At 38.0% G+C, this 22,535-nt stretch carries 24 protein-coding genes; 7 read left to right on the top strand and 17 right to left on the bottom strand.

Annotated features, from left to right (window positions below; all coding sequences use genetic code 11):
* Nucleotides 1-61 precede the first annotated feature (61 nt).
* Nucleotides 62-466 (top strand): acyl-CoA thioesterase, encoded by a 405-nt coding sequence (locus ACLCDV_RS03935; protein ID WP_075991086.1) that lies wholly within the window; start codon nucleotides 62-64, stop codon nucleotides 464-466.
* An 87-nt stretch (nucleotides 467-553) separates the two neighbouring features.
* Here ACLCDV_RS03935 and ACLCDV_RS03930 read toward each other — a convergent pair whose 3' ends face one another.
* Entirely contained in the window at nucleotides 554-853 is a 300-nt protein-coding gene (locus ACLCDV_RS03930; protein WP_046674086.1) for a DUF3817 domain-containing protein, read from the bottom strand.
* Between the two features lie 245 nt (nucleotides 854-1,098).
* Between ACLCDV_RS03930 and lpdA the strand changes: the two genes are divergently transcribed.
* Nucleotides 1,099-2,487 (top strand): dihydrolipoyl dehydrogenase, encoded by a 1,389-nt coding sequence (gene lpdA / locus ACLCDV_RS03925; RefSeq protein WP_411972947.1) that lies wholly within the window; start codon nucleotides 1,099-1,101, stop codon nucleotides 2,485-2,487.
* Between the two features lie 80 nt (nucleotides 2,488-2,567).
* Here lpdA and ACLCDV_RS03920 read toward each other — a convergent pair whose 3' ends face one another.
* The 4 genes from ACLCDV_RS03920 to ACLCDV_RS03905 form a co-directional block, all read right to left on the bottom strand.
* Nucleotides 2,568-3,572 carry a LacI family DNA-binding transcriptional regulator gene (locus ACLCDV_RS03920; protein WP_286896824.1) on the bottom strand — a complete coding sequence of 335 codons (1,005 nt, stop codon included), beginning with the start codon at nucleotides 3,570-3,572 and terminating at the stop codon, nucleotides 2,568-2,570.
* Nucleotides 3,573-3,699: 127 nt separating this feature from the next.
* Entirely contained in the window at nucleotides 3,700-4,230 is a 531-nt protein-coding gene (locus ACLCDV_RS03915) for an HAD family hydrolase (RefSeq protein WP_286896827.1), read from the bottom strand.
* 77 nt (nucleotides 4,231-4,307) lie between these two features.
* Entirely contained in the window at nucleotides 4,308-4,787 is a 480-nt protein-coding gene (locus ACLCDV_RS03910; RefSeq protein WP_317668381.1) for a hypothetical protein, read from the bottom strand.
* A 29-nt stretch (nucleotides 4,788-4,816) separates the two neighbouring features.
* Nucleotides 4,817-5,467, bottom strand: coding sequence for an ABC transporter ATP-binding protein (locus ACLCDV_RS03905; RefSeq protein ID WP_411973927.1), 651 nt, complete (start codon nucleotides 5,465-5,467; stop codon nucleotides 4,817-4,819).
* Between the two features lie 172 nt (nucleotides 5,468-5,639).
* Between ACLCDV_RS03905 and sucC the strand changes: the two genes are divergently transcribed.
* The 3 genes from sucC (at nucleotide 5,640) to ACLCDV_RS03890 (ending at nucleotide 9,370) form a co-directional block, all read left to right on the top strand.
* Nucleotides 5,640-6,833, top strand: a complete 1,194-nt coding sequence (gene sucC / locus ACLCDV_RS03900; RefSeq protein ID WP_077437873.1) for an ADP-forming succinate--CoA ligase subunit beta — start codon at nucleotides 5,640-5,642, stop codon at nucleotides 6,831-6,833.
* Between the two features lie 321 nt (nucleotides 6,834-7,154).
* Entirely contained in the window at nucleotides 7,155-8,600 is a 1,446-nt protein-coding gene (gene asnS, locus ACLCDV_RS03895) for an asparagine--tRNA ligase (protein ID WP_317668382.1), read from the top strand.
* Nucleotides 8,601-8,749: 149 nt separating this feature from the next.
* Nucleotides 8,750-9,370 (top strand): L-threonylcarbamoyladenylate synthase, encoded by a 621-nt coding sequence (locus ACLCDV_RS03890; protein WP_075991081.1) that lies wholly within the window; start codon nucleotides 8,750-8,752, stop codon nucleotides 9,368-9,370.
* A gap of 367 nt (nucleotides 9,371-9,737) precedes the next feature.
* On the opposite strand, the gene ACLCDV_RS03885 is transcribed toward ACLCDV_RS03890, so the two are convergent.
* The 7 genes from ACLCDV_RS03885 to tilS form a co-directional block, all read right to left on the bottom strand.
* The gene (locus ACLCDV_RS03885; protein WP_317668383.1) at nucleotides 9,738-10,172 is read right to left on the bottom strand and encodes an SRPBCC domain-containing protein; all 435 of its coding nucleotides are present in this window, start codon (nucleotides 10,170-10,172) and stop codon (nucleotides 9,738-9,740) included.
* A gap of 262 nt (nucleotides 10,173-10,434) precedes the next feature.
* On the bottom strand, nucleotides 10,435-10,998 hold the full coding sequence (locus ACLCDV_RS03880; RefSeq protein WP_317668384.1) for a Crp/Fnr family transcriptional regulator: 564 nt from the start codon (nucleotides 10,996-10,998) through the stop codon (nucleotides 10,435-10,437).
* An 11-nt stretch (nucleotides 10,999-11,009) separates the two neighbouring features.
* A complete protein-coding gene (locus ACLCDV_RS03875; RefSeq protein WP_070560660.1) occupies nucleotides 11,010-11,336 on the bottom strand; it encodes a DUF721 domain-containing protein in 327 nt (108 codons plus the stop codon).
* The gene (gene recF, locus ACLCDV_RS03870) at nucleotides 11,329-12,432 is read right to left on the bottom strand and encodes a DNA replication/repair protein RecF (protein ID WP_317668385.1); all 1,104 of its coding nucleotides are present in this window, start codon (nucleotides 12,430-12,432) and stop codon (nucleotides 11,329-11,331) included. The genes ACLCDV_RS03875 and recF overlap by 8 nt, the downstream gene beginning before the upstream one ends.
* Nucleotides 12,433-12,465: 33 nt before the next feature.
* Nucleotides 12,466-12,786, bottom strand: a complete 321-nt coding sequence (locus ACLCDV_RS03865; RefSeq protein WP_088160261.1) for a DUF4834 family protein — start codon at nucleotides 12,784-12,786, stop codon at nucleotides 12,466-12,468.
* Nucleotides 12,787-12,875: 89 nt separating this feature from the next.
* Complete coding sequence (locus ACLCDV_RS03860; protein ID WP_317668386.1) at nucleotides 12,876-13,370, bottom strand: hypothetical protein; 495 nt, start codon at nucleotides 13,368-13,370, stop codon at nucleotides 12,876-12,878.
* Between the two features lie 144 nt (nucleotides 13,371-13,514).
* Nucleotides 13,515-14,846, bottom strand: coding sequence for a tRNA lysidine(34) synthetase TilS (gene tilS / locus ACLCDV_RS03855; RefSeq protein ID WP_411972946.1), 1,332 nt, complete (start codon nucleotides 14,844-14,846; stop codon nucleotides 13,515-13,517).
* Between the two features lie 99 nt (nucleotides 14,847-14,945).
* On the opposite strand from tilS, the gene ACLCDV_RS03850 reads away from it, so the two are divergent.
* The gene (locus ACLCDV_RS03850) at nucleotides 14,946-17,474 is read left to right on the top strand and encodes an OstA-like protein (RefSeq protein WP_411972945.1); all 2,529 of its coding nucleotides are present in this window, start codon (nucleotides 14,946-14,948) and stop codon (nucleotides 17,472-17,474) included.
* 163 nt (nucleotides 17,475-17,637) lie between these two features.
* Here ACLCDV_RS03850 and rdgB read toward each other — a convergent pair whose 3' ends face one another.
* Nucleotides 17,638-18,213, bottom strand: coding sequence for an RdgB/HAM1 family non-canonical purine NTP pyrophosphatase (gene rdgB / locus ACLCDV_RS03845; RefSeq protein WP_411972944.1), 576 nt, complete (start codon nucleotides 18,211-18,213; stop codon nucleotides 17,638-17,640).
* A gap of 166 nt (nucleotides 18,214-18,379) precedes the next feature.
* Here rdgB and ACLCDV_RS03840 point away from each other — a divergent pair, with 166 nt between their 5' ends.
* Nucleotides 18,380-18,580, top strand: a complete 201-nt coding sequence (locus ACLCDV_RS03840) for a hypothetical protein (protein WP_293956387.1) — start codon at nucleotides 18,380-18,382, stop codon at nucleotides 18,578-18,580.
* A 72-nt stretch (nucleotides 18,581-18,652) separates the two neighbouring features.
* Here ACLCDV_RS03840 and ACLCDV_RS03835 read toward each other — a convergent pair whose 3' ends face one another.
* The 4 genes from ACLCDV_RS03835 to ACLCDV_RS03820 form a co-directional block, all read right to left on the bottom strand.
* Nucleotides 18,653-19,315 carry a hypothetical protein gene (locus ACLCDV_RS03835; RefSeq protein WP_411972943.1) on the bottom strand — a complete coding sequence of 221 codons (663 nt, stop codon included), beginning with the start codon at nucleotides 19,313-19,315 and terminating at the stop codon, nucleotides 18,653-18,655.
* A gap of 90 nt (nucleotides 19,316-19,405) precedes the next feature.
* Nucleotides 19,406-20,386, bottom strand: coding sequence for a deoxyhypusine synthase family protein (locus ACLCDV_RS03830; protein ID WP_046674101.1), 981 nt, complete (start codon nucleotides 20,384-20,386; stop codon nucleotides 19,406-19,408).
* Nucleotides 20,387-20,628: 242 nt separating this feature from the next.
* Nucleotides 20,629-22,104, bottom strand: coding sequence for an N-acetylmuramoyl-L-alanine amidase (locus tag ACLCDV_RS03825; protein WP_411972942.1), 1,476 nt, complete (start codon nucleotides 22,102-22,104; stop codon nucleotides 20,629-20,631).
* Nucleotides 22,097-22,468, bottom strand: a complete 372-nt coding sequence (locus ACLCDV_RS03820) for a BlaI/MecI/CopY family transcriptional regulator (protein WP_336830006.1) — start codon at nucleotides 22,466-22,468, stop codon at nucleotides 22,097-22,099. The genes ACLCDV_RS03825 and ACLCDV_RS03820 overlap by 8 nt, the downstream gene beginning before the upstream one ends.
* Nucleotides 22,469-22,535: the final 67 nt, after the last annotated feature.

Below are 22,535 nucleotides of genomic sequence, written 5' to 3'. Positions count from 1 at the left end.
AATATCGAATACTCAAGGGGAAAAGGAAACTTTTCCCCTTTGTCATAAATACCTATACACGATGAATTTTTATACAAGAAAATGGGTCAAACCCGAAGACCTAAATCCCAATGGAACATTATTTGGTGGAACTTTATTACGATGGATTGATGAAGAAGCGGTCATCTATGCTATCGTTCAATTAGGAAATCCCAAAGTGGTTACGAAATTTATTTCAGAAATAAACTTTGTAAGCTCAGCCAAGCAAGGCGATATTCTCGAACTGGGTATTGAAGCGATCAATTTTGGAACAACATCGTTAACGATGCGCTGCGAGGTACGTAATAAAATATCCAGGAAAACAATTCTATCGATCGATAAATTGGTCTTTGTCAACCTGGATGAAGATGGCAATCCAGCTCCTCATGGAAAAGATAGCATTACCTATGCGTATATGGGGATTGAGAAGACAGGTAGAGATGATTAAACATCTCCCCTGTCTTTATTAATTTGGTGTATCTCTCCCCTACCTAACCCTTTGCAAAAATTTATGCATTTGCGTTTTTTCAACAAACTATGATTTCTGTCTCTTTCCTTCAATTTCTTTTTTAAGATCCAATTCTACCCAAAAGCCAAAAATAGGGATCAAAGAAGCCAAGAAATATTTCACGGCCTTTAATATAGGCCACTTGTATTCTACAGTTGACATGATCAGCATAACGACGAAGATAACGACAAAGAAGCCATGAATGGAACCGGCTATTTTGACTGCTTCGGGGATTCCCGCGAAATATTTCAACGGCATGGCAATAAAAAACAAGCAAATGGTGGAGATTGCTTCCCACAGGGCGATCTGTCTGAATATTCTTAACATAATGATAAACTGTGTATTGTGAACTTCAAAAATAAGACTCTAAAAACGCTTTAACTATTATTTTTCCCCCTTTGACCAGGATGTGACATTCAGCTAGAAACAGCGACAGTGTTTTATCAGAAACCGCCAATTTTACAATAAATAGTTCATATTCATCAGAAAAAATGCGTACTTTTGAATGAATATATGCTTCACAGATTTTGTCATTTGAAGCTATAACACTCAACTACAGAATATTTATTTATATGAATTACGACATCATTGTAATCGGTAGTGGTCCAGGCGGGTATGTTGCTGCCATTAGAGCCGCTCAGTTAGGGTTCAAAACAGCGATTATTGAACGCGAATCATTAGGCGGAATCTGTCTAAACTGGGGCTGTATCCCTACAAAAGCATTATTGAAAAGTGCTCAGGTATTTGAATATTTAAACCATGCCGCTGATTACGGCATCAATGTTCAAGGTGGTGAGGCTGATTTTGACGCTATTGTCAAAAGAAGTCGCGGGGTTGCTGAAGGAATGAGTAAAGGTATTCAGTTCTTGATGAAAAAGAATAAAATCGACGTCATCAATGGAACTGCAAAAATTAAAAAAGGTGGTAAAATCGATGTAAAAGGTGCAGACGGTTCTACTAAAGAATATTCGGCAACACATACCATCCTAGCGACTGGTGCACGTTCACGTGAATTGCCTAATTTACCTCAAGATGGTAAAAAAATCATCGGCTACCGTCAGGCAATGACTCTTCCTAAACAACCAAAATCTTTAGTTGTAGTTGGCTCAGGTGCTATCGGTGTTGAGTTCGCTTATTTCTATAATGCAATCGGAACAAAAGTAACTATCGTAGAGTTTATGGATAGAATCGTTCCTGTTGAAGATGAAGAAATTTCAAAACAATTAGAGAAAAGCTTAAAGAAACAAGGTATCACCATCTTAACGAAATCTGAAGTTCAATCCGTTGACACAACAGGTGAGTTGAGCAAAGTTTCTATCAAAACTGAAAAAGGTATTGAAGTTATCGAAGCAGAGATTGTATTATCGGCTGTTGGTATCGCTCCAAATATCGAAAATATCGGCTTGGAAGAGGTTGGTGTAATAACTGATCGCGGCCGTGTTGTTGTAGATGATTTCTACAAAACAAACATCGAAGGTGTATATGCGATCGGTGACATTGTTAAAGGCCAAGCCTTGGCTCACGTTGCCTCAGCAGAAGGGATCACTTGTGTGGAAAAAATCAAAGGTCTACATGTTGAACCTATCGACTACAATAATATCCCAGGCTGTACATATTGCTCCCCAGAAATTGCTTCTGTAGGTTATACCGAAAAAGCGGCGAAAGAAGCTGGCTATGAAATTAAAGTTGGTAAATTCCCATTCTCAGCTTCTGGAAAAGCGTCAGCTGCTGGTGCGAAAGATGGCTTTGTTAAAGTTATCTTTGATGCTAAATATGGTGAGTTCCTAGGCGCACACCTTATCGGAGCCAATGTTACAGAAATGATTGCAGAAGTTGTTGTTGCCCGCAAACTGGAAACAACAGGTCATGAAATGATTAAAACGATCCATCCTCACCCAACAATGAGTGAAGCGATTATGGAAGCTTGTGCTGATGCTTATGGTGAAGTCATTCACTTATAGTATTAAAACAAATAAAACTAAAAAGGGGAAAATCTAACGATTTTCCCCTTTTTAGTTTTATGACCGATTAGCAATGGCGACTACATAACCAACCTTGACTTAAAGACGATCTGTTGATCGACAATTTCGGTGTTGTCAATCCGTTCAAATAAAATTTCAGCCGCTTTACGCGCTTGCATTCCCGGAAATTGCTCGATGCGTCCCATTGGCGGATTTTCCATATATTGCCATAACGGATAGTTGGCATAACTAATAAAGAAAATATCTTGATTTAAGACAAGCCCCTTTTGTCTGGCCGCTTTCATCAAATCAAGTGTAACGAAATCATTAAAAGATATAATTGCAGAAGGTCGCTCAGACATCGCAAATATACTATCCATAGCCTTTTCATTTCCTTCCGTACTCAGGTCTGTTTCGATGATATTCTTTTCTAGAATATCCATACCATTCCTTTTCATGGCGGATAGATAAGCTACTTTTCGATCTTCACTAGCCGGCAAGGTTTTGGGCCCATTTACAAGTGCAATAACTTTATGTCCACGCGCGACAAAAGCATCCACAGCTTCGTTCATACCCGTAGAAAGATCGCTTTGTACTTTATTGATATTGGGTAAGCTAGGTACACAGTCAAAGAAGACAATCGGTATACCAGACGCTTCCAATTTCTCAATGAATTCTAAATTGGTCGTCTTCTTCCCTATAGACATCAAAATCCCATCGACACGATGGTTTTTAAATGTTTTCAAGATCTGTTCTTCTCGATCAGGATCGTCCAATGATTGTCCCATCAAAACAGTATATCGGTGTTCTGACGCAACATTTTCAATTTCACTGATCGCAAAAGAAAAAAATGGTTCAGACAAACTCGGTAAGATAACAGCAATCGTAAAAGTTTTACGCTGCTTGAAGAATATAGCCGTTTGATTGGGTTCATAATTCAATTCTTCGGCCATTTTTTTTACGCGCATTGTTGTTACCAATCCAATACTAGGATGATCATTCAATGCTCTAGAAACCGTCGAAGGACTGATTTTCAGCTTCTTGGCAATTTCTTTAATCGTGGCAGGCTTGTTCACTTTATTCATAAATCCAAGGGCTTTATATAAAAATAGGGCTTTTATATCCCTAATCATAATTTTTTCTCAACAATATCGAAAACGACTTTAATAACAATTATTGTTGGTAGATTCAACAAAGATACTGACTGTAAAGTTAGTCTACAAATTGAATTGCGGTCGTGTCTACCGTAAACTCATCGGCGAGGAACTCCAATGGATCAATTCCCCTAAAAACAAGTTCATCCTTAAAGTAAACTTTTATATCATCCCCATATTCACCCCAATCCACAAATTTGACTTTATTGAGTTGTTCTAGCGGATTTCCTTTCGTCAAAATACAAACATGTTTATCTGCGGCTTTTAACTGCCTAAACAGCGTATGAATATGATCAAACAAATGTAACCGTAGCGGCAAAATTGCATTGACATGAAGCCGCTCAAAATTCTCCTTATATTTTTGATCAAATCCAAAAGTTTGCTGCGCATGTTCGAACAATAAATTCTCACCTTGATGCTCGAGGTGATTTTTCATAAATTGAACCAAATCTGCTTGAGCCGGAACAGTCTCTGTAAATTCTATAAAATTAGCAAAAAGATAATATACTTGAAGTAAGTAATCCTTTTTAGGAAAAACAACGTCATCTAATTCAAAAACATATACCTTTTTTTCTTCTGGGAACATCATGATATGTAAAAGCTTAAAATTAAGGGCTGTGTCGACAGGGTTAAAACCTTAATGACACTAACCACAAAAATAAGATTCTATTTGGACACACAAATTAATGCTAAATCCTCCCCGGAATCCGAAGCAACAAACAATCCATCCAGTGATCTTTCGAAAGTCGCTGAGTTCAATAAATCGTTGCCCTTGGACAGAAGTCTATAAGGCAAATCAGCTGGTGGATTTTCCATAACAGGAATAGCTTCAAGCAGATCCTTATCGGGGACAAGAACTGAAATCTGATATTCCTCAAATAAAACTTTGGCTGCAGCCAATGGTTCCAGTTCAAAACCACCTAAAGGCAGCACATAATCAACCTGTTGGTCTAAGCTTAATTTGAGTACCTCGTGTGCAAAAGTTGGAAGAAGGCCTTTCGGAATTTTCGCATATTTCCCCGATGCTAAAAGCAATTCGGGAATATCTTCTGAACTTGCATATACTATTTCGAAATCAGCACCAAGTCTTTTCGCGATACGCATCGCCAAAGGTCTGGTTCCGAAAGTTATGAGTATTTTCTTCATTAAAAATATAGTTATAATCCGGATTACTGTTACACGACTAACCCATCGCGCATATGAATCGTTCGATCCGAAATTCGGGCAAGCTCCTCATTATGGGTAACGATAATAAATGTCTGCTGAAATTTATGTCTAAGATCAAAAAACAATTGATGTAAAGCGGCAGCATTTTCCGAATCGAGATTACCTGAAGGTTCATCTGCCAAAATAATGGAAGGATCATTGATCAAGGCACGGGCCACAGAAACACGTTGTTGTTCACCACCCGACATTTCAGCCGGTTTATGGTCAATACGGTGAGAAACCCCCAACAATTCCAACAATTCCTTTGCTTTAGCTTCTGCCTCAGATCTTCCTTTTCCTTGGATAAAAGCAGGAATACAGACATTTTCCAATGCGGTAAATTCGGGCAACAAATGGTGAAATTGAAAAACAAAGCCAATATGTTCATTTCGGAAGGCGCTCAGCTTTTTAGCACTCAATTTTTGAACATCAACACCATTTATGAATACCGACCCCTGATCGGCTTTATCCAATGTACCAATGATGTGTAACAGCGTACTTTTACCAGCTCCTGAGGCACCAACGATACTGACAATTTCCCCTTTTTCAACAGCGATATCAACACCTTTTAAAATTGGTAATGACCCATAAGCTTTGTGAATTCCTTTGGCATGTAACATCATAGGACAAAGATAAATAAATTTACGATACCACGCGTTTGAATAAATAAGCTGTTATTTCTCTATTCCAGCCATTTTATTTTGCCTAAATGTCAAAAAATAGATAAAAGAGCAACTTATCCCTTGTCTTATCCCCCAAAAAATTATATTTTTACGCCAAATATTTTTGCAAATGAACATTCACGAATATCAAGGAAAGCAAATACTAAAGAGCTTTGGTGTGCGCGTACAGGAAGGTATCGTAGCAGATACTCCAGAGCAAGCTGTGGAAGCGGCCAAAAAAATGAAAGAAGACTACAATTCTGATTGGGTTGTTGTTAAAGCTCAAATTCACGCTGGTGGCCGTGGTAAAGGTGGTGGTGTCAAGTTGGCTAAGAACTTAGATGAAGTCAAACAAAGAGCAACTGACATCATTGGCATGCAATTAGTTACGCCTCAAACTGGACCTGAAGGTAAAAAAGTAAACAAAGTTTTGATAGCTCAAGACGTTTATTATCCTGGCGAGAGCGAAACAAAAGAATTCTACATGTCTGTATTATTAGACCGTGCTAAAGGACGTAACATTGTTATGTACTCTACAGAGGGTGGTATGGATATCGAAGAAGTTGCAGAAAAAACACCACACTTGATTTTCAAAGAAGAAATCGATCCAAAAGTAGGCTTACAAGGATTCCAAGCACGTAAAATTGCTTTCAATCTTGGTCTTTCTGGTGCTGCGCATAAAGAAATGGTGAAATTTGTTGCCGCTCTTTACAAAGCATACGATTCTACAGACTCTTCTATGTTTGAGATCAATCCGGTATTAAAAACTTCAGACGACAAGATCTTAGCAGTTGATGCGAAAGTAAATCTTGATGAGAACGCCTTATACCGTCACCCAGATTACGCTGCTATGCGTGACGTAACGGAGGAAGATCCAACAGAAGTTGAAGCTGGTGAATCAAACCTAAACTACGTTAAATTAGATGGTAACGTAGGTTGTATGGTAAATGGTGCTGGTTTAGCAATGGCTACAATGGATATCATCAAATTAGCTGGTGGTGAACCTGCAAATTTCTTGGACGTAGGTGGTACTGCAAATGCTGAAACTGTAAAAGCTGGTTTCAATATCATTTTAAAGGATCCTAACGTAAAAGCGATCTTGATTAATATCTTCGGTGGTATTGTTCGTTGTGACCGTGTTGCTCAAGGTGTAATTGATGCTTACAGCGAAATCGGTAACATCCCTGTTCCAATCATCGTTCGCCTTCAAGGTACAAATGCTGAAGAAGCGAAAAAATTAATTGATGAGTCCGGTTTACAAGTTTATTCTGCAATCTTATTGAAAGAAGCTGCTGAATTGGTAACGAAAGTATTGAAAGGTTAATTCCTTTAATCATCATAACAAAAAACGCGGACTATAACTAGTCCGCGTTTTTTGTTTCTAATCTTCGTATCGTTCGCGACACAAACAAAAAGTTCTCTTCTTAGCAAACCTATATTCCATAGCAAAACGAGCTGTGTGCCATTTCCCAATGTTTGAGTTTTCACCTGTCTTTATTTCAAAATATATTTTCCTTATGAGGTTAACGAACCTTCATAAAGTGAATTAAATCAACATTTATAGCCAATAAACCAACAGAATAGCTTATTTTTGTATTGCTTTTTTAACAAAGCATCTTTTACAAGTCAATCTCCAAAAATTAAGATGGAACACACAAGAATAAAGGAACTATTGAATGCCACAGAATTTGGCAAAGAGGTCGTTGTTAAAGGTTGGGTAAGAACTTTCCGCAACAATCAGTTTATAGCAATCAATGACGGTTCGTCAATCAATAATATTCAAGCAGTTGTCGATTTTGAAAATACACCTGAAGATATCTTAAAACGTATCACCACTGGAGCAGCAGTCCGCGTAAAAGGTCAATTGATAGAATCATTGGGTAAAGGGCAAAAAGTTGAAGTTAAAGCTACCGAGGTAAGCATTATTGGCGACTCTGACCCCGAAAAATATCCATTACAGCCTAAAAAGCATAGCTTAGAATTTTTACGTGAAATTGCGCATTTGCGTTTCCGTACCGGAACATTCAATGCGGTATTCAAGGTGCGTAATGCTTTAGCATTTGCGGTACATAAGTTTTTTCAGGAAAACGACTTTGTCTACATGCATACACCAATCATCACAGGTTCGGATGCGGAAGGTGCTGGAGAAATGTTTCAGGTTACAACCCTGGATTTAAAAAACCCGCCACGCAAAGAAAATGGAGATATCGATTTCAAGGAAGACTTCTTTGGAAAATCGACGAACCTTACGGTATCGGGACAACTGGAAGGTGAGCTTGGTGCCATGGCATTTGGAAACATCTATACGTTCGGTCCGACATTTAGAGCGGAAAACTCAAATACAACACGTCACTTAGCCGAATTTTGGATGATCGAACCCGAAATGGCTTTCTATGAATTAGAAGACAATATGGACTTGGCCGAAGCTTTGCTGAAATATGTCATCAAATACGCTTTGGAAACTTGTCCAGAAGAAATCGAGTTCCTCAAAAATCGTTTGTTGGAAGAAGAAAAATCCAAGCCCGCTGCAGAACGCTCAGAATTAAACCTTGTTGAGAAATTAAATTTCGTATTAACAAACGATTTTGAACGCGTTACCTATACCGATGCTGTTGAAATATTAAAGCGTAGCAAACCAAACCAAAAGAAACAATTCAAATATTTAATTGATGATTGGGGGGCAGATTTACAATCGGAACACGAACGCTATTTGGTTGAAAAACACTTCAAGAAACCTGTTATCTTAACAGACTATCCACGCGAAATCAAGTCCTTCTATATGAAGCAAAATGAGCCGGATGCGCAAGGAAGAAACACCGTACGTGCCATGGATATTCTTTTCCCAGGTATTGGTGAAATGGTCGGTGGTTCGCAGCGTGAAGAAAATCTTGATCGTTTACTTGATCGTATGGCTGAAGTTGGTATTCCCGCAGAAGAAATGGAGTGGTTCTTGGATACACGCCGTTTTGGATCGGTACCACATTCTGGATTTGGCGTAGGTTTTGAACGCCTCGTTTTATTCACGACAGGAATGACCAATATCCGCGATGTCATTCCGTTCCCACGCACACCGAAAAACGCAGAATTTTAATATAAAGAACAACAGCCAAAACAAAATATTTTGGCTGTTGTTCTTTTAGATATAGCGTATCTGAAGACAGATAGTAACCATTGCCCAATTGGCATCCTTCAATAGGGCTTGAGATCAAACCTAATTCAGGTACTTAACAACAATAGAAAATGCTTATTAAGATATATAACGACAACCCCAACCCCAAGGCAATAGAACAGGCGGTTGATATTCTTCGACGTGGTGGTGTAATCATCTACCCTACCGATACCGTATATGGTATTGGCTGTGATATCACGCAACAAAAAGCCATAGAACGAGTATGTGAAATTAGAGGGCTAAAGCCTGAAAAAGCAAATCTATCATTTATATGTTATGATTTAACAGATATTTCGCAATACACAAAATCCTTCGATACCTCCGTTTTCCGCGTATTAAAAAAAGCCTTACCTGGACCTTTTACTTTTATTTTTAATGCAACAACTAAAGTCCCTAAGCTCCTAAGTTCCAAAAAGAAGACTGTGGGTATCCGTGTCCCAGACAATAATATTGTTCGTGAAATAGTCAAACAATTAGGCAACCCTATTGTGACAGCCTCCATTCACGATGAAGATGAAATTATTGAGTATTCTACTGATCCTGAATTAATTCACGAAAAATACGAAGATCTAGTTGATGCTGTTATAGATGGCGGTTATGGCGATAATGTCGCATCTACCGTGGTCGATGTTACCGAAGGAACTTTTGATGTTATTCGTGAAGGAAAAGGTGATTTGGAGCAATTCCTATAAAAAAACCAACTTTCAATAGAAACTCCCCTTATTAACTATTTGCAAAATTCCCAGCAGCAGCATTGTTGGTAATTTGTGCATAAACTACTCCATCAACATACTTATCAACAAAATAGACTACTTATTAACACAAGAAATGTTAATAAGCAGTCTGTTGACATGGACATATTAACACAAAATGTGTATAACCGACCACTTATCAACATCGAATTGTTAATAACGCAAACCGAAAGGATTCAAAAAAGTAACAAAATGTGTAAAACTAGGGGGTTATACACATAAAAATGTGTATAAGATAACATTCATCGACAAATTCGCTAAATATCGTGTTTATAAATAAACTATACTAACAGATCTCTGTGGAAAGTTAAGAACGATACTCCACCCGCCTTTTTATCGCTATGTTGAAAAGTTCAAATCCGCGCTTTGTTTCTATCAGTAGTTTTCCCAGAAAAGGAACCAGCAATCCAGAAAAAAATTCACCTTGGACAAATCTAACTTGTGAAGCTCCCACTTGTTCTAACCTAAAATAATGCTCGCCATCAAAAATACCTGGAAAGAATAAATCTCCTTTCCAGCGCAGCTCGCTATGCTGTTCAATAGACAGGAATTTTGGATTCATTTTGATCTTGAATCCGTTTGGTTGTTCTAAAAGGACTTTGCAGCGTTTTCCGACTACCGGTTGCTTTTCAAACTGTTTGATTGTTGGGCTCCATTGGGAATAAGCCTTAAATTCAATTAATACCTGCCAAACCTCTTCTGCTGTTGCATCAATGAGAATACTCGTTTCAATCTTTTTCATTTTGTTTTTTTATTGCTGAAATGACAAAATAGCTCAAGCTTCTTCACCTGTCTTCAAATAACGATAAAGCACATGTGATGCTATTCTAGTTTTATCTTAATTTCAATTATTACAACTGCAAACAAACTACTCCAAGCTTAATATGAACCATATAAATGTATAAATACACAAAATTTTGGTTACGTGTTCGATTAAGCAGGCTGTTCGTTAACAGCTACAAGACAAAACTAGAAAAAGGCAGGCAGCTCGCTCTTGACTTTTATCAAGAACTTATTTTTGTTCGAATACGACTCAAGGTTTCTGGGCTCATACCCAACACGGAGGCGATATATTGAAGGGGAACTTGTTGAAATAATAATTTATGTTGTTCAAAGTATTGGACATATCTTTCTTCCGCTGTTAGACAAATAAAATCTGAGATTCGCTGCTCCATAGTACAAAAGCATTTTGCCAAAAAAGCCTTCTCAAATTTATTCCATTCCACAATTTCGGATTCCATTCGCTGGTAATCGGACTTTGACAAACGGTATACCGTACAATCGCTAACGCATTGGAAATTCCATATGGAAGCCTTGTCAAAAATGAAAGAAGCAAGATCTGTCACAAAATGATTCCTTGTACCTATCCATTGCGTAAACTCTCCTTTTTTTGACCAAGCATATTGACGGATTAATCCGGATTCTATCACAAACAGATTGGAAGAATAATCGCCCACCTTGATCAGATATTCCCCTCGTTTTAATTCAATACGCTCGAAGTTTGAGAAAAGTTTTAAGGAACTAGCCTCAGAAATAGGAAAAAAATCTTGAAAGAGCTGATCTAACATGAAAGGAGGTTTTATAAAATCACGACTTCTTCAATAATGACGTGACCTACATATTCATTTACCCTTCCTAGAATTTGTCTTCGCATAAGCGCCAATTCATTCTTAATAACAGCAGACTCTACACGTACGAACAGTTTTTTATCACGAACATATAGCTGCTGTGTGCGATTAGCAATAGCTTTACCAATCAATTGAGGCCAAACAGATGCGATCGAAGTTTCATCAAATTTTCTTCGTAGTTTATAAGCCTCAAGAAGACGCTCAACCCCCTCCTTAATTGTCATATCGTCGCTTGACCGAATGAATTCTAGGCTTTTTTTAGTTTGCTTCTTATACATTGACTTGTCCTCCTTCAATATCAAATATACGAACAGGTCGGCTGATTTCGTCAAAGATTCGCTGAATTCTCACGGAATCCGTATCTGTCAGGAAAATCTGTCCAAAATCATCTTCTGAAACCATCTGCATCAATTTGTGTGTACGGCGATCATCAAGTTTATCAAAGATGTCATCCAAAAGAAGTAAGGGCTTAAAACCCTTTTTCTGCTGGAGATAAGAATATTGTGCAAGCTTCAAAGCAATTAGAAAAGATTTTTGTTGGCCCTGAGAACCAAACTTCTTTAAGGGCATTCCACCGTGAATGGTAAAGATCAGATCATCTTTATGTATTCCTTGCGTTGTGCGTTCCAGCATACGGTCACGTTCCAAATTCTTCTCCAAAATATTTAGAAACGAATCTGTCATTAAAGGCGATTCATAGTGTAATTGAACAGACTCTGCATCCTCGGTGAGGAACCGATAGTGTCGGTCAAACTCCGGCTGAAACTCCTCCATAAAAGACCTTCTTTTTTGAAAAATAATATTTCCAACTTCTTCAAGTTGAAAATTGAGAATTTCGATTAGGCCAAGATCCAATACACTGGTTTGACGTGCTTGTTTAAGGAGACTGTTACGTTGGGCTAAAAACTTATTATAAATAATCAGGGTATCTAAATATTTATTATCTGTTTGGGAAATCACATTATCCACAAACTTTCTACGCTCTTCACTCCCATCTGTGACAATGATGCTATCGTTTGGGGATACCATGACCAAAGGAAATAAGCCGATATGATCAGCCAGTCGGGGATAATCCTTTTTATTTTTTTTAAATTGCTTTTTCTGATTTTTTTTAAGGCTACAAGAAATGAAATCACTATTGGATTCTTTATCAAATTCACCCTGTACCATAAACCAGTCATTGCCTGATTTGATATGCTGCGAATCAATTGGATTGAAATAACTTTTACAGAGTGATAAATAGTGAATCGCATCCAAAAGATTGGTTTTACCAACACCATTATTCCCTGTAAACGCATTTACCTCGGGGAGAAATTCCAAAGATGATTCCGAGTAATTCTTGAAATTTAGAACAGAAAGTTGCTTCAGCCACATAGCACAAAGATACGCTATTTGGATTGCTAAAAATTATTTTATTTCCTCAAAATCCACAAACTCACCAGCGGTTTCAGTTCCTTTACGTTCAGGGCTTTCTTTGGGTGGAATGTAATCGACATGTACTTTACCTTCGGGCTGAGACCTTTTACTTTCCTGTTGCCCTTGACCATTAAATTCATAATAAAAGGTACCGCCTGATCCTTGGCTACCGTATGCTCCACCCTGCTGTTGCGCTTTTTTCATCAACTTTTCAGCTGCTTTACGCATTGCAAACGGTAAAAATAATCTAAATAAGAATCTTACTACAAAGTAAACAGCGAATGTAATAAGTATAAATTTTAAAAATGCCATAGTTAATTCGTTGCTATTTTCTCAAATTTAACCAATAACTCGATAAACTGTTGTCTTTAAAATGTCAGATAAGAATTTATTAACAAATTTTAAGACTTTCCTAATCGCGCTTTTGTTTCCATAATAATTCGATAAAGCTCTTCCTGGCGCTGTGTACCCAACACATAAGTAAGACCATCTTTATCCGTTAAAAAAACTGCATTTTTGCCGCCAGCAAAGAATTTAATCTTTCCCTTTGTATGCAGATTATAAACTGGATTATTGAAAAAAAATGTGCTATATGGCGCCTTCTCTATTTTTTTAATAGAAGCAAGATCGATTTTGACGACTCGAGTAGACCATAGTCCACTAATAAGTATATGGTCTTGAAATACTTCCGTACGGAATAATACCATATACATCATGACAATAGACGTGATGATAATACCTACTCCTACAATAAAGAACAATTGGCTCGATATCAAATGGTCTAAATTCAAATAAAATGCCGTAAAGCAAAAAAGTACGAGCACTAAACGCACACTGATCCAAACGCGGTCACGACCTAAATATTGATTTTCCGAATAGAGTACACCTTCTTTCATTTACTTAAGATTTAGCTATTAATTTGGAGACTTCGCACCATTGTCTCTTATTATTTGAACTCCTCATTAGTATCATTTTTGCTTCAATAGATTTTATATCATTCAGGATCATTCCATCATTTTTAGCAGCAACAATTTTTCTTGTTAATCAGTTCTGCAAACTAAAGTAAGGACTTTTTTTGTATTGGCGGTAATTTTATAACGATTGTCCATGCGATAATTGGCTACCCAAAGGATATCTCCATTTCCATTCACCACGATCGGAATATTTTCCTTTTCAAATAAGCTGATCTTTTTATTGATAAAAAAATCACTCAACTTCTTGCGCCCTTCCATACCTAAAGGATAAAAGCTATCGCCAACTTTCCACGAACGAATCGTAAGCGGAAAAACCAATACATCATAATCCAGCTTTGCAACCCCACTCGCTTTGACAATAGCTAGATCCGCAGAAACATTGGCATGAAAACAATAGTGCTTCCACTCCACAGTTGAAGTTTCAGAGGTGATCAAAGCCTCATCGGGTGAAATAAATTCCTTTTCACGAATAAAAAGTTCATTTCTATCCAGGAGCATATGGTAGGCATCGGATTGAAAAATACGCCCCGATTCTCTTGACCAAGCTTGCTGAAGATCACTTAGCACCGGCTTTGAGAAATTAAAAGCCGAAAACAGCTCATAGAGCAAAGGCAAATTATCCATATAGGGTTCCAGATCTTCTTTCCGAACTCCCCAACCCTCATCTATAGGGTAAAACAGTTTTCTCCGAATGGGCTCCACAAATTGCTGCAACAGCTGGTAAGATTCCTTAAAATGATTGATATTCTGCTCGAAGACCATTTCAAAATCTGGCTGAAGTTTTTTAAAATGTGGGATGATATCAATCCTTATTTTATTACGTGCATATTTTGTTGAAAAGTTGGATTGATCGTCTCGATAAGCAATCCCATACATATTCACAAAATGTTCAATTTCGCTTGCCTTCAGAAAAAGCAGTGGTCGGATGATACGCTCTCTGATAGGGAAAATACCCTGGAGTCCTTGGAGACCGGTTCCACGTGAAAGGTTTAGGAGTACCGTTTCGATATGATCGTTCAGATGCTGAGCTACTGCAATTCGGTCGAACTGCAGCTCATGTCGCAATTTCTCAAACCAAGCATAACGAAGTTCCCGTGCCGCCATTTGAATCGAAATCTGATGGTCCTTTGCGTAAGCTTGTGTATTAAAGTGCTTCACGTATATTGGAACATTATTTTCCACTGCAAATTTTCTGACTAGAGCTTCATCCGCTTCCGATTCCGCCCCCCTTAATTGAAAATTGCAATGTGCAATAGCAATCGTATACCCTGCTTTTGCAAATAAATGTGCCATTAACATCGAGTCCTTCCCCCCACTCACCGTAAGCAATATTTTATCATGAGGCATCAACAAATGCTCCTTTTCAATATAGCCCATTAGTCTTTCCAGCACATTCATATAACAAAGTTACGGTATATTTTGTCCGAATGATAAATTCAAGTCTTAAAATTTGTGAAATCCAGTGAAGTAGCAATTAAAATCCATATTTTTGCCCTTGTGAAACAATACATTTATACACTTATTGTATTTATTTTAACTGGCTTGTCGGTCCAAGCGCAGAAACAGGATGAACTAAAGCTTCTTTCATCATCCCATATTATTACTGGAAAAGACGGCAATATCCTCTTTTACCGCCCAGTCTATGAACATGTAGGCTCAACACTATCATCAGATAGTGGCTATTTACACAAAGACAACATTGGTAGACAATTTTTTGAAGCCTTTGGAAATGTAATCATTACTCAACCCGACGGTACGCAGATATTTTCCAATAAATTACACTATGAAGCGGCCATGCAGCTCGCTACACTTACGGGCGCTGTACGAATGGTCAGCACCAGTGGCTCTATACTGACAACTGATCACCTTGTCTATAATATGCGAAGTAAAATCGGTAATTATTACAGTGGCGGGCGTATTCTATCCGGAAGCGATACAATTACAAGCCAGCGAGCTACTTATTTCGAAAATACAGGGGAATCTTATTTCAATCAAAAAGTTGTGGTCCGATCAACCAATGTAAAAGTCTACACGGACTCCATGAAATATAATGGTAATACACGTATTACTGATTTCTATGGGCCTACCAATATCAAGGGAAATAAAGGGGAAAATCTGTATACTGAAAAAGGCCGATACCATATGGCAACGGGCCAGGCTTATTTCTCTAAAAACAACCTTTATACAGAAGGGACAAAGTTTCTTAAGGGTGACAGCCTATTCTACGATAGACAAGTGGGAATCGGTAAAGCCGTAAAAAATGTGGTCTTTGTTGATACTTTAGACAAATTTTACGCCTATGGTGGATTTGGTTTGTACAACGGGAGGAATGAATCCATTACGATGACAGACAAACCACTGATCATTTCGGTTGTTAAAAAAGATTCAACACAAAAAGATTCTGTATCTTCTTTGTCTCCTGTCCAACAAAAGTCGGAGAAAGAGCTAAAAAATGAAGCTAAAGAATTAAAGAAGATTGAAAAAGAACAACGCAAAGATGACCTCAAATCAAATAAAACCACATCACAAGTTGCTCTAGAAGAAAAGGAACATCCAGGTAAAAATATCAAAAGCGGCAATAATAAACCACTTAAGGCTGACGCACAGGTAGATTCTGTTTTTATGACAGCCGACACGCTCTTCTCACAGATGATATTTCGCCGAGATTATATTGCAAAAGATTTTAAATTGAATCGTGAAGGCGGGGCTATTGAGGACGACAATGAGGTCGATTATGGTGACCAGGATTCCAGCTCAACAACAGTTGATTCCACGGGTACATTAGAAAATATAAAAGATAACCTTCACAAGGGAATCGACAGTTTGCCTAAAAAAGACAACGGCAAACCGGTTCTTGAAAAGAGCATTAAAAAAGTACAAGATACCCTGACAAATAAGAAACCGATTGCAGCAAAGAAAACACCAGCTATTGTCGGTGATCAAAACAAGATAGAAATTGAAAAAAACCTTAAGGCTGATAGTGTATTGCGTAAAAAAGCGATCATCCCGAAAGGCGGTGAATCCGATAAACTGATGGGCGCAGCTTTAAAAAATGCCCAACAGGGTAATCGGGATTCTCTCGCCCAGGATACGGCCAAAACACGGATTATAAAGGCATATTATAATGCCCGATTATTTAAATCGGACCTGCAAGCTGTAGCAGATTCTATGTATTATGGTATGCAAGATTCCATGTTCAGACTAATGGGAAAACCAATGATGTGGGCCGAAAACTCACAAATCTCTGGAGATACCATATTCCTACAGGTAAAGAATCAAAAATTGGACAATTCACTACTAGTCGGTAACGCTTTCATGGTAAACGCAACAAGCGACTCATTAAAATTCAATCAGATTAAAGGTCGGAAGATTACCAGCTTTTTCACCAATAACCGTATGGAACGTCTGTTTGTTGATGGCAACGCAGAAAATATCTTCTACAATATTGATGAAAAGACCAATGTAACCACTGAGCTTATCCATGATCGAAGCAGCCGTTTTAAGATCTTGATGGAAGATAATAAGCTGAAGGAATATGTATCTATTCGGAAAGTGGATGGCAAAGTATATCCTATTGCTGAAGTCACGGCCGACAAGGAGTTTCTTCCGAATTTCATCTGGCGCCCCGAAGATCGACCTAAATCAAAAGATGATTTATTAAATCGAAAAAGAGATCTTTCAAAAGCATCATTTACGGTTCCGGCGGCACCAGAAGGTGAAGAATCTGGAACAATGAAGTCTATTAAGAAAGGTGATAAAACAACTACCCCTCAAAAAGGTGCCACCAATAAAGCTGGTGCGAACGAAACGCCCGAGAAAGAAAAAGAGGTAGACGCTACAAACAATAAAACAAGCGCTGCTACCAAAACAGCTAAACCATCTGAAACAACGACTAAAGCCAACGCTACAAAAACAAATGTAAAGACCGCAACCGACAAAGTTGCTGCAAAGTCCGACTCAAAAACTAATAAATCGGCGATAATACCTGCACAAGATAGTACACAGACAAAAGTAAAAGCTAAATAACCGGCCAATACTGAGTCGCACAAAAAAGCAGCGCAAAACAAATTGTTTTGCGCTGCTTTTTTGTATTTAAGGCTATCTGCTGATCCTATTAGATGTGCTCATTCCCTACCTCAGATAAATGGAAATTTCTATTTTACAACTCAAATGAGTACCTTAATATAACCTATTTTGTTTTTAGGTATTCAGCAAGTTTACCGACAGCAATCGCGCGATGGCTTATGCTGTTTTTTTCCAGGGCAGTCATCTCCGCAAAAGTTTTATCATAGCCATTCGGAATAAAAATGGGATCATAACCAAAACCATCAATACCCCTACGCACTTCAATAATTTTCCCCTCTATACTTCCTTCAAAAAAGTGCTGCTGCTCATTCAAATATAGTGAAATAACTGTTTTGAATCGCGCTGTACGATTGGGGTTATCGCCTAAATTTTTCAGGACAAGATCAATATTCTTTTCCATATCCCTCGATCCGGAATAACGTGCTGAATAAACTCCAGGCTCGCCATTTAATGCATCAATTTCCAAGCCTGAATCATCTCCAAAACAGTAAAGACCATATTTGTTCACCAAATAGTCCGTTTTCTGCTGGGCATTTTCTTCAAAGGTCACTCCCGTCTCTGGAATATCATCGTTACAGTCAATATCATTTAAGCTCTTAATGATAAAAGCACTCCCCACGATCGCTTGGACCTCTTCTAGTTTATGGGTATTATTGGTTGCAAACACTAGTTCTAGCATCTTCTTGAAATTTAGTTTTTGTTTGTTATTTCGCTTTATCGACCGTGCTCCTCACTCTGCAGTGGGCTACGATTTTTCCATGAAGTTACACCTCAAAAATAAGCATTACGATATATATATTCTGTAATAAAACTTATATTTGGCAACTATTAACCCAATAAAAATAATGAAAAAGTTTTCTTTAGCAGTTTATCTACTGCTGACCTTAGTGATGGTGTCGCCATGCAGTACATTTGCACAAAAAATGAAAGTTCTTTCTGGAGATTTTGATTTCGTCGGGATACCCAATACTAATGACAGAATAGCCGAGGGTTACGCTAAAACTGCAAAGTCCCTTGCCAAATTAATAACAAAGAAGATTAAATAATAGATGGGGTTTAGGAGCTCACATTCCCTCTTAAATCCCAATTTTATTCATAACAAGTTTCTGATAAAAAAATCAAGAAACAATAAAGGTCTTAAATTCATTCCAGAACAGCTTCTTTTTATTCACATCAACAAACATCTCTTCAAAACTGAACGTATTAAAAACCGTCGCAATACGGCCTTTCATGTAGGAATTATGTTCAATAAATGGAAGTTTCAAAGACGCGGGTTCCACACCCAACAATATAATCTTAGTTGGTTGGAAAAACTGCATAATACGCTTAAAATCATTCGGGTTATGGGGATTTGCCAAATTGAGTACCGCAACGGTCTCTTTGGTCAATTTCAAAGCACCAATTGTTTTTTCAAAAGCGTCTAATGCGGCGGGAGAAAAGTAAGGGTATTGCTCGTAACGCAAAATAAAAAGTACTCCTTGATCCTTATTTCCCTGATATATAAACTCACCGCCCAATACCTCCAGATGGTTAACAGTATCGCCGCCCCTGCCGGACTCAATCGCTTCAGCGGCTTTCTCTGCACCTAAGCCCACGGCCACATACGAGGTATCCTTCATTTCCGATGATGCTTGTACAACAGCTACTTGCGCATGAGCACCGTTCTCCTCCTGCATAGGATGTGGAGACAGATCTGCTTGAAAATCAAAACCATTTCCAAAGATTGTTTCATCCATTAAGGTCTGAAGTGCAACGGGATTTTCTGTTGTAAGATTGCTCATCGGGAAAAGAAATATTAGACAGTAAAGATAAAGAAGAAAAGGGAAAAGAAAAAGGAGCGAAGAATCGCTCCTTTCTGTATGTCAAAAAGATTAATGACCTAAGATATACGAGAAGATTAATGGCGCAACGATCGTCGCATCAGATTCTACGATAAATTTAGGCGTATCAATATCTAATTTGCCCCAAGTGATTTTCTCGTTTGGAACAGCACCAGAATAAGAACCATACGAAGTTGTTGAATCCGAAATTTGACAGAAATAAGCCCAGAAAGGTACTTCTTCCCATTCAAGATCTTGATACATCATCGGAACTACACAGATTGGGAAGTCACCAGAAATACCACCTGCGATTTGGAAAAATCCAACACCTTTACCTGCTGAGTTGTTACGGTACCACTCTGTCAAGTAAATCATGTACTCAATACCAGATTTAACCGTACTCGCTTTCAATTTTCCTTTGATCACATTGGAAGCAAAGATATTACCCGTCGTTGAATCTTCCCATCCTGGACATACAATCGGTAAATTTTTCTCAGCAGCAGCAACAATCCAAGAATCTTTTGGGTCGATTTCATAATATTGCTCTAACACACCAGAGTTAACAACCTGATAAAGAAACTCATGTGGTAAGTAACGCTCACCTTTAGCCTCAGCAGCATGCCAAACATCTTCAAGATGTTTCTGCAAACGACGGAAAGCTTCCTCTTCCGGAATACAAGTATCTGTAACACGATTATAGTGGTTATCCAATAACTCTCTTTCTTGCTCAGCTGTCAAATCTCTATAATTCGGGATTCTTTTGTAATGTGAGTGTGCCACAAGGTTCATCACATCCTCTTCCAAATTAGCACCAGTACAAGAAATAAAGTGTACTTTATCTTGACGGATCATTTCTGCCAAAGAAACACCCAATTCAGCAGTAGACATTGCACCTCCCAAAGAGATCAACATTTTTCCACCATCCAATAGATGTTCCTCGTAACCTTTTGCAGCATCTACTAATGCAGCTGCGTTAAAGTGACGGTAATTATGCTCAATAAATTGAGAAATAGGTCCTTTTTGAGTACTCATGATATTTTCTAACTTTTATAAAATAATAAGTATCGCAAAGGTACTGAATATAATCTATTTTCGTCCCAATAGAGATTCAAAACGCGTATAGACCAGATTTTTTTTAACAAATGTAAAAAAAATGGTATTCCTAGGCTGCGATTATAAACGTGACGCTTCTCCCTCGATCGAAGTCTGTTTGATCTTTTGCTTTTTATAAAGGCCAAATGTATAATTAAAATTTAGATCTGTTTTATTAGTGCTTAGTATTCGAAACTTTGATCTATAGCGTGGGCTAGTTTATTGACAAAGTCAGGTTTCACATTTTTATCAATGGCATTGATGTTATCTAGCTCAAGAAGAAGTGCCGGTATTTTAGCACCACGTAAAATCGCTAGTTTTGTATTTATCGCCGGAGCACTTGCTGCCAGTCCATTCTGTTGCAATCTTTGTCCTAAACTAAATGCAAATTTGCGGTTAAGCTCTTCTAGCATCGTATGATTAACCCCCGACTGATATAATATTCGAATAGGAAGAGATTGTTTGTCCTTTACATTGTCGAAATGGATCGATAGCAATAAATCCCCTTCAAAGTTCGATCGGTCTCTGAGTAATTTATATTCATCAGCAGCCCTTGACAACACTACTTTGTACCCCTTGCGCTCCAGCTCCTGTTTCAAAAGCAAACAGGTTTCCCAGGTCAATGATTTTTCTTCCACTCCGAAAGATGAAATCCCCCCCGTGTCTTTCCCACCGTGTCCGGGGTCAAGGATGATCGTTTTAGACGGATTCTTTTTCCCATTTAAAGATGCGGAAAACCAAACGCTCTTGGGTGGATTAATAAAAGAGTAAAATAGCAGTAAAAGGCCTAATAAAGGAACGGTCAATACGTATTGCCATCTTTTCTTTTTAGAGGAAGGTTTTGCCATCATAGCCTGAACCCGTTCAACCAGCTCATGCCTATTGTTAAATAAACTGCTCTGCAATCCAGCAGGACAGGACTGCTGTGTTAAAGTCAGTAGAAAACGGGCATAGCCGCTGTTACCATATCGATTGGCCAATACCTCGTCAACCTGATATTCATGCACCAAATACAGCTGTCTACGCATCCAATAAACAAATGGATTTAGCCAAAAAAGGCAACGAAAAACTTCTATAAGCAATTTATCCCGGCGATGGTTAAAAACAATATGCTGGCTCTCATGTTCAAAAATTAATTTCCCATCGGCCGTATCAAGCTGATCTTCTTCCATAACAATTACATGCTGAACTGAACAATTTGCATAATGTCCAAAGGGAACAACCATCGTAAATCCTTCAAATTTATACTGACTCAGCTGTCCAATACGACGGCCTAAGCGGATATAGCGTAACGCAAATCGGCATAACAAAACAAAAGATACAAGCAGATAACCATAAGCAATGCCATATCCAATCGAAAAGGAATGCCAGAATGAATCGACCATTTCTGTTTCAGATACGAGATCACCCGAAGCTCCTATCGAATGAGCAACTGTGTTCGATTGTTCAAAAGCGAGCACTGGACTTGTTGGCGAAAGAAATAGTTCGCCCAAACGTACAGTTCCAAATGGCAGAAGCAGACTCAACAAACATAAACCCAGGATAAAATAACGGTTCCATTGAAAAAATGAAAGCTGTCTGAATACCAGAAAATAAAGAACTGCCCCGATTATCAGACTGCAGTTAACTTCAAATAAATAATAAAGTAAGCTATTCATGATCTTCGTGTTTTTTGATGAGTTGTTCTATTTTCTGAATATCCTCCGCCGAAAGCTTCTTTTCTTTTACCATAAAAGACAGTAAATTCTCAACCGAATCATCAAAATAATGATCGAGCACTCTTGAGAATGATAACTTTCGGTATTGCATCTTCGAAATCAAAGGATAATACTGATAAGTCTTTCCGAAGGCTCTATAACCTACATACCCTTTCTTTTCCAATATTCTTACAATCGAGGAGATTGTATTATAGGGTATGGAACTACTTGGATCCAGATACTCAATAATATCTTTGACAAAGACCTCGTTGAGCTTCCAGATCACCTGCATGACTTCCTCTTCTTTTTTTGTTAATTCTTCCATAATTTGATACGTTGTTTATACTAACATAAAGTTATAACTTATTTTTCAGTTTTACAACTGAAAAATA

The sequence above is a fragment of the Sphingobacterium sp. Lzh-3 genome, from assembly GCF_046764375.1.
GTDB lineage: Bacteria > Bacteroidota > Bacteroidia > Sphingobacteriales > Sphingobacteriaceae > Sphingobacterium.
This window is presented reverse-complemented; position numbering and strand designations above follow the sequence as displayed.